The 13,015-nt window shown below is 62.6% G+C and carries 12 protein-coding genes; 1 reads left to right on the forward strand and 11 read right to left on the reverse strand.

Annotation, left to right across the window (positions count from 1 at the left end; translation table 11 throughout):
* The first annotated feature begins 3 nt into the window (after positions 1-3).
* Positions 4-1,104, forward strand: coding sequence for a CaiB/BaiF CoA transferase family protein (locus ABYB95_RS00435; protein WP_372656444.1), 1,101 nt, complete (start codon positions 4-6; stop codon positions 1,102-1,104).
* 164 nt (positions 1,105-1,268) lie between these two features.
* On the opposite strand, the gene ABYB95_RS00440 is transcribed toward ABYB95_RS00435, so the two are convergent.
* The 11 genes from ABYB95_RS00440 to ABYB95_RS00490 all read right to left on the reverse strand — a co-directional run.
* Positions 1,269-1,712, reverse strand: a complete 444-nt coding sequence (locus ABYB95_RS00440) for a PaaI family thioesterase (protein WP_008905436.1) — start codon at positions 1,710-1,712, stop codon at positions 1,269-1,271.
* A complete protein-coding gene (locus ABYB95_RS00445; protein WP_008905437.1) occupies positions 1,709-2,587 on the reverse strand; it encodes an SDR family oxidoreductase in 879 nt (292 codons plus the stop codon). Before ABYB95_RS00445 ends, ABYB95_RS00440 begins: the two co-directional genes overlap by 4 nt.
* Positions 2,584-3,447, reverse strand: a complete 864-nt coding sequence (locus tag ABYB95_RS00450) for an SDR family oxidoreductase (RefSeq protein ID WP_008905438.1) — start codon at positions 3,445-3,447, stop codon at positions 2,584-2,586. Before ABYB95_RS00450 ends, ABYB95_RS00445 begins: the two co-directional genes overlap by 4 nt.
* Before the next feature lie 9 nt (positions 3,448-3,456).
* The gene (locus ABYB95_RS00455; RefSeq protein ID WP_008905439.1) at positions 3,457-5,055 is read right to left on the reverse strand and encodes an acyl-CoA carboxylase subunit beta; all 1,599 of its coding nucleotides are present in this window, start codon (positions 5,053-5,055) and stop codon (positions 3,457-3,459) included.
* Positions 5,056-5,065: 10 nt separating this feature from the next.
* The gene (locus ABYB95_RS00460) at positions 5,066-5,566 is read right to left on the reverse strand and encodes an acetyl-CoA carboxylase biotin carboxyl carrier protein subunit (protein WP_008905440.1); all 501 of its coding nucleotides are present in this window, start codon (positions 5,564-5,566) and stop codon (positions 5,066-5,068) included.
* A gap of 2 nt (positions 5,567-5,568) precedes the next feature.
* The gene (locus tag ABYB95_RS00465) at positions 5,569-7,038 is read right to left on the reverse strand and encodes an acetyl/propionyl/methylcrotonyl-CoA carboxylase subunit alpha (protein WP_372656445.1); all 1,470 of its coding nucleotides are present in this window, start codon (positions 7,036-7,038) and stop codon (positions 5,569-5,571) included.
* Between the two features lie 43 nt (positions 7,039-7,081).
* Positions 7,082-8,290, reverse strand: coding sequence for an ABC transporter substrate-binding protein (locus tag ABYB95_RS00470; RefSeq protein ID WP_372656446.1), 1,209 nt, complete (start codon positions 8,288-8,290; stop codon positions 7,082-7,084).
* Positions 8,291-8,345: 55 nt separating this feature from the next.
* A complete protein-coding gene (locus tag ABYB95_RS00475) occupies positions 8,346-9,548 on the reverse strand; it encodes an ABC transporter substrate-binding protein (protein WP_008905443.1) in 1,203 nt (400 codons plus the stop codon).
* 41 nt (positions 9,549-9,589) lie between these two features.
* The gene (locus ABYB95_RS00480) at positions 9,590-10,636 is read right to left on the reverse strand and encodes a branched-chain amino acid ABC transporter permease (protein WP_008905444.1); all 1,047 of its coding nucleotides are present in this window, start codon (positions 10,634-10,636) and stop codon (positions 9,590-9,592) included.
* A complete protein-coding gene (locus ABYB95_RS00485; RefSeq protein WP_008905445.1) occupies positions 10,636-11,508 on the reverse strand; it encodes a branched-chain amino acid ABC transporter permease in 873 nt (290 codons plus the stop codon). Before ABYB95_RS00485 ends, ABYB95_RS00480 begins: the two co-directional genes overlap by 1 nt.
* Positions 11,508-13,015, reverse strand: a 1,508-nt coding sequence (locus tag ABYB95_RS00490) for a long-chain fatty acid--CoA ligase (RefSeq protein WP_372656447.1), incomplete at its 5' end; no start/stop codon positions are given. The genes ABYB95_RS00485 and ABYB95_RS00490, both read right to left, overlap by 1 nt.

A 13,015-nucleotide genomic window follows, 5' to 3' on the forward strand; every position in this document is an offset into this window, starting at 1 on the left:
CAAATGAGTGGTCCCTTGCAGGGGTTGAAAGTGATCGAGTTCGGCGGCATCGGCCCCGGACCGTTCTGCGCGATGATGCTGTCCGACATGGGTGCGGACGTGATCCGCCTGGACCGCAAGGCCGACAAGGGCAAAGACCGCGGGGAAGGCGCCTTCCTGGCCAGTGGTCGGCGCAGCGTGCTGCACCGCGGCCGGCGTTCGGTGGCGGTCGATCTGAAGTCACCCGCAGACGTACAGCGGGTGCTGGAGCTGGTCGACGGTGCCGACGCGATCATCGAGGGTTTTCGCCCGGGCGTGATGGAGCGGCTGGGATTGGGCCCGGACGTGCTGCTGGCACGCCACCCGCGACTCGTCTACGGACGCATGACCGGCTGGGGTCAGGACGGCCCGCTCGCGCAGGCCGCCGGGCATGACATCAACTACATTGCGCTGTCGGGCGCGCTCAGCATGATTGGCCGCTCGGACGGCGGGCCAGTAGCGCCGCCGGCGATGGTTGGCGACCTGGGCGGCGGCGGCATGATTCTAGCCTTTGGCATCGTTTGCGCTTTGCTTGAAGCGCGCTCCTCTGGCCATGGTCAGGTGGTCGATGCTGCGATCACCGACGGCGCTGCGCTGCTGACCTCCATCGTCTGCGACCTCAAGGCGCTGGGAATGTGGAAGAATGAGCGGCAGGCCAACCTGTTGGATGGCGGATCGCATTTCTACGACACCTATGAGTGCGCTGACGGGAAATGGATCTCGATCGCATCACTGGAACCCCAATTCTATGTGCTGCTGCTGGAGAAGCTGGGCATCAGCGATCCCGAGTTTCAACGGCAACGCGATCCGGCCGTCTGGCCGACACTCAAACGACAGGTCACCGACATCTTCCGCACCCAGCCGAGCACGCACTGGTGTGCGTTGCTGGAAGGGACCGACGTGTGCTTTGCGCCGGTGCTGACTCTGGAAGAGGCTGCACATCATCCACACAACAGCGCGCGCGGCACTTTCTTTGAGCGAGACGACGTGCTCCAACCTTCGCCGGCACCAAGGTTCAGCCGGACGGTGACTGATCGCCCAGGCCCCGCACCGTTCATTGGCGAACACGACGACGAACTCTTGTAGTCGAAGAATTGTGGGGGCTGGGGAAAACGGACCACAGGCATTCGACGCAGTTTCAGCCCGACCAAATCGAACGCATCAACCGCGAGCTGAAAATCCTTCCGCCGCCCGATGATCATTTGCATTGAGCGGCAGTGATTTGCCGGGCGGTCTCCGCCGAGCACCGATCAGACCGCTTTGACCAGTGACTTGGTGTAGATGCGGTAGGTGCCGATGCCGCGCGACACGATGTCTCCGTCGAGTGCGTCGAGCGTGACCTTCACCGACACATAGGCCAGCGTCTTGCCGATGTGGTCCGGCGTTGCCGATGCAAACAGGATTCCTGTGCCGACCGCACGCATGAAATCCACGGTGAGCGTGACCGTTACCGACGACTGGATGAGCTGGCCGCTGCCCGGGATCGGCCGGTCGATCAGGGTTCTGCCCCCGACCGCATCGAGCAAGGTCAGGGGCACGCCGCCGTGGAGCACGCCGTGGGGGTTGAGGTGGTCGCGCCGGATCGGCAGCCGGAAATACAGGCCGCGCTCGTTGTGCAGGATGTCGTACCCGACGAGCTGCTGAAAAGGCCCGTGGGAGCACGTTGCCGACGGAAGAGGGGGTTGTGAGGTCACTCTTGATCGACCTTGAAGTAGTCGGGTTTTCCGGCTGGCCAGAACTCGCCCCACAGCAGCATCCCGCCTTCGACGTTGAGCACCTCGCCGGTGATGAACTTGCCCGAGGGTGCGGCGAGGTAGACCACCGCCTCCGCGATGTCCTGCACGTCGCCGGCCCGTTTCATCGGATTGCACGAGTAGAAAGTGGAAACGTTTTCTTCGCGGTAGTTGTTGAAACCGTTGCTCTCGATGGCGCCGGCGCCAATGCAGTTCAGGCGGATGCCGTGCTCTGCCCACTCGATGGCCAGCGTGCGCGACAGCGCGATGACGCCCGCGCGCGAGGCGGTGGTGTGCGCCATGCCCGTGAGGCCGCGGTCGATGGCGGCGGTGATGTTGACGATGTTGCCGGGCCGGCCTTGCTCCACCCAGCGCCTGGCCGCGCCCTGCATCATGTACCAGCTGCCATTGAGGTTGGTGTCGATCACCGCGTTCCAGCCCTTGACGTTGAAGTCCATGGCATGGGCGGCAAACTGGCCGCCAGCGTTGTTGACCAGCACGTCGACGCCGCCCAAACGTTCCCACACGGCACTGAGCATGGCGTCCACCTGCTCGGGGTCGCGGATGGTCATCGGGTAGGTGAATACCTCACGGCCCGACAGCGCGCGCAGTTTTTCGGCGCAGTCCTCGAGTTTGTCGGCCTTGCGCCCGCAGATGGCGAGCGTGGCACCCAGCCGCGCGAACAGGAAGGCAATCGCCTTGCCGATGCCACTGCCGGCGCCCGACACCAGCACCACTTTGCCGGCGAAAAGGTCGTCGCGATAGACCGTCGGGAGTGCGGCCAGGGCCTCGTCGCCCGGGCCGAACTTGGGGTGTTGCGAGTCAGCCGAATTCATGTGTTCACCTTGAAGTAATCGGGTTTGGCGATGGTCCAGACTTCGCCCCAGAGCACGCCGCCGCCATCCACCGTGAGCAGTTCGCCGGTGACGAACTTGCCGCTGGGCGCGCTGAGGTAGACCGCTGCCTCGGCCACGTCCTGCACGTCACCGACATGTTTCATCGGGTTGGCTCCGGCGAAGGCCTTCACCGCCTCGGGGGAGTACTGACGAAAGCCGGTGCTGGCGATCGCTCCAGGCGCTATGCAATTGACGCGGATGCCATGCTGCGCCCACTCCACTGCAACAGTTTTAGACAGGTGAGTCACCGCGGCGCGCGCAGCGCAGGTGTGCGCCACGCCCGGCATGCCCCGCTGGAAGGTGGCGACGATGTTGACGATGTTGCCCCGCGTGCCGGTGCCCTGCCAGCGGCGCGCCATCGCATGCATCATGTACCAGGTTCCGTTCAGGTTGGTGTCGATCACCGCCTTCCAGCCCTTGACGCTGTAGTCCAGCGCCCGCTGCGGGAATTGCCCGCCGGCGTTGTTGACGAGCACGTCGATGCGTCCGAAGTGCAGCCAGGCCACGTCGATCAACTGTTCCACCTGCTCGGGATCACGGATCGTCATGGGGTGCACCAGCACATCAGGGCTGCCGAGCCGGCGCAGCCATTCGGCGCAGCTCTCTAGCTTGGCTGGGTCGCGCCCGCAGATGACCAGCTTGGCGCCCAGGCGCGCGTACAGGAAGGCGATGGCTTTGCCGATGCCGCTGCCGGCGCCGCTGACCATCACCACCTGGCCTTCGAAGAGTCCGCTCTGGTAGACGGTGGGGCGGGTTGCGAGGGCTTCATCGTCGAAGCCGAAGGTGGTGTCTTCTGTCATGTTGTCCCTTCAGAATCGGAAAATTCCGTAGTGCGGGTCGGCGATCGGGGCGTGTGCGGCGGCTGAGAGTGCCATGCCCAGTGCGTTGCGGGTGTCAGTGGGCGCCAGCAGACCGTCGTCCCACAAGCGCGAGGTGGCAAAGTAGGCGTTGGATTCGCGTTCGGCCTTTTCGTACACGCGCTGGCGCAATTGCGCCATCTCGGCCTCATCGGGCGTGTGGCCCTTGCGGCGCAACTGGGCGATTTTCACGTCGGCGAGGGTGTTGGCGGCCTGATCGGGGCCCATCACCCCCATGTGCACGTTCGGCCAGGCCCAGATCATCCGTGGATCCCACGCCCGTCCGCACATGCCGTAATAGCCCGCACCGAAAGCTGCGCTGGTGATGACGGTGAACTTGGGCACCTCGCTGCCAGCCTGCGCCATCAACATCTTGGCGCCGTCCTTGGTGATGCCTTCCATTTCGTAGTTGCGGCCGATCATGTAGCCGGTGGTGTTTTGAAAAAACACGAGCGGTGTACGGTTCTGATTGCACAGCGAGATGAAGTGCGCCGCTTTCTTGGAACTGTCGCTGAACAACACGCCGTTGTTGGCGAGGATGCCCACGCGGTACCCCCAGATGTAGGCGTAGCCGCAGATCAGCGTGGTGCCATAAGCGGGTTGGTATTCGTGGAAGCGGCTGCCGTCGACGATGCGGGCAATGAGTTCGCGCTGGTCAAACTGCACCCGGTGGTCGGGCGAGACGATGCCCAGCATTTCGTCGGGGTCGTAGTAGGGTGGCTCGGCATCGCGTTCTGGCAGGTAGCTTTTCGTCGCGGGCTTGAACTGCGCAACGATCTCGCGGCAAATCGCGATGGCGTGGGCCTCATTGTCAGCCGGGTAGTCGACCGTGCCGGATACCTGGGTGTGTAAATCACAGCCTCCGATCTCGTCGGCGGTGTGCTCCTCACCGGTGGCGGCCTTCACGAGCGGTGGCCCGCCGAGGAACACGCCGCCGGTGCCACGCACGATGATGCTGTAATCGCACAGCGCCGGGATGTAGGCACCGCCGGCGGTGCAGTGGCCGAACACCATCGCGACCTGCGGCACGCCGGCCTTGGACAGCAGGCATTGGTTGCGGAACACCCGGCCACCCTCGATGTACACGCCTGACAGTTCTTCAAGGAAGGCGCCGCCGCTGTCGCACAAATGCAGGACCGGCAACCGGTTCTCCAGCGCGATGTCCAGCAGTCGTGCCAGCTTGCGTGGCGTGAGCGTGTACCAGACACCGCCCTTGACGCTGGAATCGTCGGCGTGGATCAGCACCTCGCGGCCACTGACCACGCCCAGGCCAGTGACCACGTTGGCACCCGGGACCTCGCCGTTGTAGTCCTCGCAGGCAGCCAGCGCCGAGAACTCAAGAAAGGGCGTACCGGGATCTAGTAGCAGGTCCAGCCGTTCACGTACCAGTAATTTGCCCTGCGCGCGCACGCGCTTGATCTCATGCGGCGGACGTTGGTGGCGCGTGATTTCCATGCGCTCGCGAAAATTCGCGACGATGGCGCTCATGGCTTGATGGTTTCGCCGGAACGCTTCGGATGCGGTGTCGATGCGGGAGTCGATGCGTTTCATCAATCGGTTCTCAGGGGTCTTGCAGCGTCACGAGGGTGGACTTGAGAGCGAAGGTGTTGCCAACGGCAAAGTGCACAGTCTTGACCCGGGCGTCGCGCGGTGCCGTCAGCGTGGTTTCCAGCTTCATGCTTTCGATCACGATGAGCGGTTGGCCCGCATGCACGGCATCGCCGACTGCCACATGAACCGCGATCACCGTGCCGGGCATTGGCGCCTGCAGCAAGTCGGAAGCGGCACCGGCCCGGTCGCCGCCGGAGGCTGCGCTGAGATCGATCACCTCGACTTCAAGGGCACCGGTGGCCGCACTGTGCACGAATCGACTGTCGCCTTGCGCGGCGATCCAGACGGCTTGCGGGCGCTGATCCACGGTGACCCGCCAACGGCCATCAGGCAGCGTCTTCCCCTGCATCTCGAATTTGCGTTCGCCATGGCTGACGTGGAACACGCCATTCGCTCCACGTGTTACCACGAGGTCATGGACCTTGCCATTGATGACATAGCGGCGGCGCATCGTCAATTCCTCCAGGGTCCCATGGCGGCGTGCATCGCTGGAATGGAGTGAACGGCGCGCAACAGTTCGCGGTCGGCGAGCACCGCCGATGCCAGTACCAGGTCGATGTCATCGGGGGTGAGAGACTCGCGCAGCTCGTCGGCACAGCGTGCAAGCATGCCGGTGTCGGCCTGCCCAGCACGGAACTCGGCATGGCGCAGTGCCCGCGTGAGGTAGCGTGCGTTGGTGGTCAGACCCAACAGCACCGATTGCTCTAGCGCCAGGATGGAGCGTTCGATAGCCTGTGCACGCGTGTTGCCATGGCAGATAATTTTGGCGATCATGGGGTCAAATGCGGCAGTTACCGCCTGTCCTTCGCGCACGCCGGCATCAACCCGCACGCCTGGACCAGAGGGTGGTCGCCAGCACAGGATGTCACCGGTGGAGGGGCGAAAATCATGCTCGGCGTCTTCGGCGTAAAGCCTGCATTCGATGGCGTGACCAAGCTGCACGATGTCCGCCTGGGTGTAGCCGAGCGGCTCACCCAGGGCGACGCGTACCTGTTCGCGAACGAGGTCAAAGCCCGTCACCATTTCGGTGACCGGGTGTTCGACCTGTAGACGCGTGTTCATCTCAAGAAAGTAAAACTCGCCACCGGCGCCGTAGATGAACTCCACGGTGCCGGCGCCGCGATAGTTGGCGGCGCGGGCAATGCCGGCTGCAGCTTCGCAGATATCGTGGCGCTGCACCGGTGAAAGGGCCGGGGAGGGGGTTTCTTCAATGATTTTCTGGAAGCGTCGCTGCACTGAACATTCACGCTCCCAGAAATGCACCAACTGGCCATGCGCGTCGCCCATCACCTGCACCTCGATGTGCCGCGGGCGCTCCACATAGCGCTCGACAAACAGCCGACCGTCGCCAAAATAGCGCTCACCTTCGCGCCGTGCGGTCTCGATCTCGCGATCCAACATGGCGAGGTCACGCACGATGCGCATGCCCTTGCCGCCACCGCCGGCTGAAGGCTTGATCAGCAGCGGCGCGCCGAGCGCCCTGGCGCGCTCGACGAAGCTGGCCGGGTCATCGTCCTCGATGGCGCTCGGTGCCACCGGAAAGCCGCGATGGGCGACGAAGCTGCGCGCGCGCACCTTGTCACCCATCAGTTCGATGCTGTCCGGACGCGGGCCAATGAAGACGATGCCATCAGCTTCCAGCGCACGCGCAAACGCCGCGTTTTCAGACAGGAAGCCGTAACCGGGATGCAGCGCCTGTGCCCCACTGCGCCGACTCGCTTCAACCAACTGCGCGATATCGAGGTAGGCCGCCACGGGCGTCAAGCCGTGCAATTCGACCGACTCGTCAGCCTCCAGCACGGCCGGGCTATCGGCGTCCACCGCGTGGTGGGCCACCACGGTGGCGAGCCCCATGCCCTTGAGTGTGTGCAGGATCCGCAGCGCGATCTCGCCACGGTTGGCGATCAGAACTTTTTGAAACACGGGCGGAACCAGTTGTACGGCGGGTGACGAACGGCGTCTGGTGTCAATCGAGCACGGGGATGGGGTCGGACACGCGCTCGAAGCGGGAGTTTTTGGCGTCCGAGCGCAACACGAGCACGCTGCTCGGCGAGTGCCGGTCATTGGGGCCAAAACTGATGGGGGAAGCCAGCCCATCGGTGCTGAAGTTCTTGGTTGTCTCCAGCTTCTCGACGACACAGGCGCGGGTCAGCGCCTTGCCACAGCGGCGGATCGCGTCTTCCATCAGCAGCGCACCGACGTAGGCTGTGATCGAATAGCGGTTGAGCGACTTCAACTCGTCGGCTGACAGATATTTCTGTGCCAACCCCATGAACTTGGCCATGCCTGGCACCGACAGGTCGGTCAGAGGCGGGACATAGTCTGCGACGAAGTAGCCGTCGCCCGCGGCACCGGCGAGCGCCTGAACAGGGGTCAGGTGGGCCGAATGCACGGCAAGGAAGGTCAGCGACATCTGGTTTTTAGCGGCTTCCTTCATCAGCATCGAATGCTCGGCCACCACGCCACCCGACGCGAGAAAGGTCGCGCCCACCCGCTTCAGACTCAGCATCTCAGCCGAGAAGTCCTTGGTGCCACGCTTGAAGGAGATCTCGGACACGCTGTTGAGCCCCAGGTCCTTGATCGCCTTCTGGTAGCCGCAACGCACGTCGCTGCCAAACTCGTCATCCTGATAGACCAGTGCAAACTTCTCCTTTTGCAACTTCTTGCTCGTCACCATGTATTTCATGGCGGCGCTCAACTCCTGACAATAGGTTGGGCCGACCACGAATACCGTTTTGTTCGGTGGAGTGAAGTGCGCTGCTGCCACGGCCATCGCGTTGATGGTTGGCAAGCCTTGCTCGTTGATGTAGGGCACCATGGCTTGCAGCATCGCTGAACCCGAGGTGCCGATCAGGCCGAAGATGCCTTCCACGTCGACCAGTCGCTTGACGCCTTGCACAGCACGCTGAGGCACATAGCCGTCATCTTCCTGGCGAATTTCCACCTTGCGGCCGTTGATGCCACCGCGGGCGTTGACATCCTGTTCCCATACCCGCAAGGCAAGCATGTGGGCCTTGCCCAGCAGGCTGGCGGGGCCGCTGACGGGCGTGATCGAGCCGAGGACGATTTTGGCGTCGGTCACCCCAGGGTCGGCAGCAGCGGCGGTCGTGGCCGTCAGGCCAATGACCATGCCGAGCAGACTGGTGGCGGCGTATCGAAAGTATTTGCGTGTCATGGAAAGGCACTCCTGGTTGAGAAATGGGGGAGGGGCTGGTGGCGCGTCGTCAGGATTACTTGGAACTCAGAAATTCAGAGGCTCGCTCGAATTTCCCGGCGCTGGCATTCGCCTTGAGCAAAATGGGGCGGGTCCCCGACTGTCGAATTTTGGGCCCGAAGGTCAAGGGGGCCATGATGCCGTCGCTGGTGAAGTTTTTGGTCTGCTCGAGCTTTTCGACCACGCAGGCACGCGTGAGGTTTTTGGCACAGGCGTTGAGCGCTGATTCGAGCAACTGAGCGCCTACATAGGCGGTCAATGAATACCGATGCATGGCCTTGACTTCATTGGCTGAAAAATACTTGTAGGTCAGTGCGGTGATTTTGCCGATGCCCTGAGTTTGAGTGTCGGTCACGGGGGGGACAAAATCGGCGATATACATGCCGTCGGCAGCCGGGCCAGCCAGCGCCAGCACAGCATTCAGATGCGAAGGGTAAACGGCCAAGCGCACGGCTTGCATCTGGTTCTTCGCGATCTCTTTGAGCATGGCGGCGGTTTCGGTGATGATGCCACCGGTCAGCACAAAGGTGGCGCCGGCGCGCTGCACGCTCAGCACCTCGGCGGAAAAGTCCTTCGCGCCGCGCTTGTAGGGGACTTCAATGACGCTCTTGAGGCCGAGTTCTTTCAGTGCCAGGTCGTAGCCGCATTTGACGTCGGTGCCGTAATCGTCTTCCTGGAAGATCAGGGCAAACTTGGAGCCCTGCAGCTTCTGAGTTGTCACCAGATGCTTCATGCTGGCGGAGACAGCCTGGCAGTAGGTTGCCCCGATATTGAACAGCGTCTTGTGCGGTGGGTTGAAGTGGGCGCTGTTGACGGCGATATGGTTGATGGCGGGAATTTTCTGCTCGTCGATGATGGGCAGCATGGCCACCAATTGCGATGAGCCAGATACCGCGATCAAGCCAAATACCTGGTCAACATCAATCAGTTTCTTCAGGCTTTGAACCGAGCGCTGCGGCACATAGCCGTCGTCCTCGATGCGAATGTCCACCTTGCGTCCGCCGATGCCGCCGCGCGAATTGACATCCTGCTCCCAAACTTTCAGGGTCGTGGCAATGGCCTTGCCAATGATGCTGGGCGGGCCGCTCAGCGGGATGACCGCGCCAAGCACGAGTTTCTCGTTCGTGACCCCGGGATCTGCCGCCAGTGCGCTGCCGAAGGTCAGTGCGGCGAGGGCGCCGAGGCAAAAGCGCTGGGTCAGCTTCTGTAGTGTTCGCATCGCAGGTCTCCCATGGAATAAGCAGCGCGTGTGCTGCGGGGTCAGAATCGGAAGGGCCAATGGGTCCAGTAATGCTTGATGTCGCGCCATCGCCCCATCAGGCCATCGGGCTCAAAACGCAGGAACAACACAATCGCGAGTCCATAAATGACGCCTTTGATCTCATAGGCGGCAGTGGAGCCCGACCCGCCGAAGCTGGCGCCGATCATGCCGAACACGAAGCCCAGGCTTTCGTTGAGCAGGACGATGAAAGCCGTGCCGAGCAAGGCGCCGGCTACAGAACCCAGGCCGCCAACTATGAGCATGGAGAGCGCCTCGATCGATATCAGCAGGCTGAAGCTGTCGACATTCAGGTAGCGTGTGTAGTAGGCCAGCAAGCCCCCGGCGATGCCGGTGTAGAAGGCGCTGACCATGAACGCCAGCAACTTGTAGCGCACCAGGTTGACGCCCATGGCCTTGGCGGCGATGTCGTGCTCCCGGATCGCCAGGAACGCTCGGCCAATGCGGCTGCGCAGGATGTTCAGGGTGATGAAGGTGAACATCACCACAAAGCACAGCACCACGTAGTAGTAGCCACGTTCGGCATCCAGCGCCTGGCCGAACAGCGAGGGTTGTGGCACCGTCAGTCCTTCCGAGCCTCCGGTCAGGTCGCCACCGTTGAGGATCAGGTGGTTGATGATCACGGCAAATGCCATCGTCGTGATGGCCAGGTACAGCCCTTTGAGACGCAGCGAGGGTATGCCCACGATGATCCCGGCGATGGCCGCGCTCACGCCACCGGCGAAGATGGACGCCAGCATTGGCCAACCAAGTTTGCTGGCCACGATGCCGGCCGTGTAGGCGCCGACCGCCAGAAACCCCGAGTGCCCGAGCGAGATCAGCCCGGTGGTCCCGGTCAGCAGGTTCAGGCCCAACACCCCCACCGCTGTGATCAGCAGCAGCAGAATGACGGAGACATAGTACTTGGCCAGCAGCAGTGGCGCGGCCGCCAGCAGCGCCACCAGCAGACACGACCAGACGATGACAGGAACCGAGTCGGTCAGTGCCAGCAGCTGACGATAGTTTTGTTTGAAGTTTCCGCTACGCATCAGACACGCTCGATTTCAGGTTTGCCGAACAGGCCATAGGGTCTGACCATAAGGACGACGAGGATCAAAACAAAACCGGCGATCTCCTTCATGCCGCGGCCGATATAGCCTTCCGACAGATTCTCGACCACCCCGATCAGGATGCCGCCGAGTGCGGCGCCGAACACCGAGTCCAGCCCGCCCAAGATGACTGCGGGAAAGCTGCGCAGACCTGTCGTCCACATGCCGGGGTTGACGTCGTAGATCACGCCGATCAACACGCCCGCAATGGCGGCGAGCCCCGCCGACAGGGCCCAGGACAAGGCGAAAATGCGCTTGACATTGATGCCCATCAGCAGGGCTGCAGTTTGCACGTTGGCGGTGGCACGCATGGCGATACCGACCCGCGAATAGCGAAAGAAGGTCCACAGGCCGAGCAGTACGGCCGCCATCAGCCCAACGGAATACAGCTGCGCCGGGTACAGGCCGGCCGGGCCGATCTTGATGACCTCCGTTGGCAGGCCGGCATTGAGCGGCATGGGGTCTGCGCCCCAGATCAGCACCACCACCGAGCGCAGGATCACGGCCAGGCCAATGGTCACCATCACCGTGGAAAACACCGGCTGACCAAGCATCGGACGGATCAGCAAGACCTCGATCAGCAGGCCGATCAGCACCGAGGCCGCGACAGTTGCTGCCAGCATGGGCCAGAAGCCAAATTGGAAGGTGCCGGCCAGGGTGAAGGCGATGTAGGACACCAGCATCATCAGCTCGCCCTGGGCGAAGTTCACCACGCCGGTGGCGCGGTAAATCATCGCAAAGCCCATGCCGATGAAGCCGTAGAGCAGGCCCACGGCGATGCCGGAAATGACCAGTTGCAGAAAATAGTCCATCAGCCCGCTCCTGCGCCGTAGATGATCGCGATCTCTTTCGCGAAGGTTTTTTCGATGACGTTACGGCGCACCTTCTGGGTGGCGGTGAGTTCGCCGTCGTCGTGGTCGAGTTCTTTTTCCAGGATCAGGAACTTGCGGATGTTCTCGACCCGGGCAAACAGCTTGTTCACACGCTTGACGTCCTCGTCGATCAGTTCGCGCACCTCGGGCAGCGCGGCCAGGCTCTTGTAGGTGGTGTAGGCCAGTTTGCGTTCTTGTGCCCACTTGCCGACTGTTTCGTAGTCGACCTGGATCAGCGCCGCCAAATAGTGGCGTCCGTCGCCCAGGATGATCGCCTCGCGCACATACAGGCTGTCCTTGAGCGCGTTTTCGATCTCCGAGGGAGCGATGTTCTTGCCGCCGCTGGTGATGATGATGGCCTTCTTGCGGTCAACGATCATCAGCTCGCCGTTGTCGGCCAGTGCCACGATGTCGCCGGTGTGCAGCCAGCCGTCCACCACGGTCTTGGCGGTGGCGCCTTCGTCGTGGATGTAGCCCTTGAACACGGCGGGGTGCTTGACGACGAGCTCGCCGTCCTCCGCGATCTTCCAGTTCAGGCCGTCGATGGGCAGGCCGGTGGCGCCCAGTTTGATCGCTTTTTCATGCTGGAAGAAGATCACCCCGCCGGACTCGGTCATGCCGTAGACCTGGTACACCGGAATGCCGAGGATGCGGAAGAACTTCAGTACCTCGGGTGAGACGCTGGCGCCGCCACAGAAGCCGCACTGCATGCGGTCCAGGCCGACGAACTTCTGCAGATTGCGAAACATCAGCAACCACAGAACGAAGAAGTGCAGGCGATCCGACAGACTGCGCTGGCCCCCTTGCGCCTCGACCTTTTCGAACAGACGGCGCCCGGCATCGAAGCAGCGCTGGAAAGCCCAGCGCTGAAAGCGCGAGGCGTCCTGCATGCGGATCAAAATGCCTTGCTGCAGCTTCTCCCAGATGCGCGGCACGCCCAAAAACACCGTGGGTGCGATCTCGCGCAGATTGACGGCCACCGTGTCGATCGATTCGGCGTAATTGACCACGCCACCGGTGAGCAGGTGCATGACCGTCGAGAAGGCACGCTCGGCCACGTGGCACAACGGCAGGTAGCAGACCACTTCGTAGTTGTGCCGGTCGAGCTTGAAATGGGTTTTGAGCTTGTCAACGGTGACGATCAGGTTGCGGTGCGACAGCATCGCGCCCTTGGGCGGCCCGGTGGTGCCCGAGGTGTAGACCAGCATGCAGGTGTCATCGGGCTGGGTGTCCTCGATGGCACGATCAAAGGCGCTCGCGTGCTGGGGCGATGCCGCGGCGTTTTGGTCTCCTAGCTCAAGCACGTCCTCGAACGACATCAGCTTGTCGTGTTTGTAGCCGCGCATCCCCTTCATGTCGACGCAGATGATCTTCACCAGGTCGGGCAGGCCGGTGTCGTGCTTGGCCATGGCGTCGAGCACCTTGTCGACCTGTTCCTGATCGCCGC

Origin of the sequence: Hydrogenophaga sp. (assembly GCF_041633695.1) — a bacterium.
GTDB lineage: Bacteria > Pseudomonadota > Gammaproteobacteria > Burkholderiales > Burkholderiaceae_C > Hydrogenophaga.

What these genes read in the sequence shown, in the direction of transcription:
- ABYB95_RS00435 (WP_372656444.1), top strand. Translation starts at nt 4, where the DNA reads ATGAGTGGTCCCTTGCAGGGGTTGAAAGTGATCGAGTTCGGCGGCATC.
- ABYB95_RS00445 (WP_008905437.1), bottom strand. Translation starts at nt 2,587, where the DNA reads ATGAATTCGGCTGACTCGCAACACCCCAAGTTCGGCCCGGGCGACGAG.
- ABYB95_RS00450 (WP_008905438.1), bottom strand. Translation starts at nt 3,447, where the DNA reads ATGACAGAAGACACCACCTTCGGCTTCGACGATGAAGCCCTCGCAACC.
- ABYB95_RS00455 (WP_008905439.1), bottom strand. Translation starts at nt 5,055, where the DNA reads ATGAAACGCATCGACTCCCGCATCGACACCGCATCCGAAGCGTTCCGG.
- ABYB95_RS00460 (WP_008905440.1), bottom strand. Translation starts at nt 5,566, where the DNA reads ATGCGCCGCCGCTATGTCATCAATGGCAAGGTCCATGACCTCGTGGTA.
- ABYB95_RS00470 (WP_372656446.1), bottom strand. Translation starts at nt 8,290, where the DNA reads ATGACACGCAAATACTTTCGATACGCCGCCACCAGTCTGCTCGGCATG.
- ABYB95_RS00475 (WP_008905443.1), bottom strand. Translation starts at nt 9,548, where the DNA reads ATGCGAACACTACAGAAGCTGACCCAGCGCTTTTGCCTCGGCGCCCTC.
- ABYB95_RS00480 (WP_008905444.1), bottom strand. Translation starts at nt 10,636, where the DNA reads ATGCGTAGCGGAAACTTCAAACAAAACTATCGTCAGCTGCTGGCACTG.
- ABYB95_RS00485 (WP_008905445.1), bottom strand. Translation starts at nt 11,508, where the DNA reads ATGGACTATTTTCTGCAACTGGTCATTTCCGGCATCGCCGTGGGCCTG.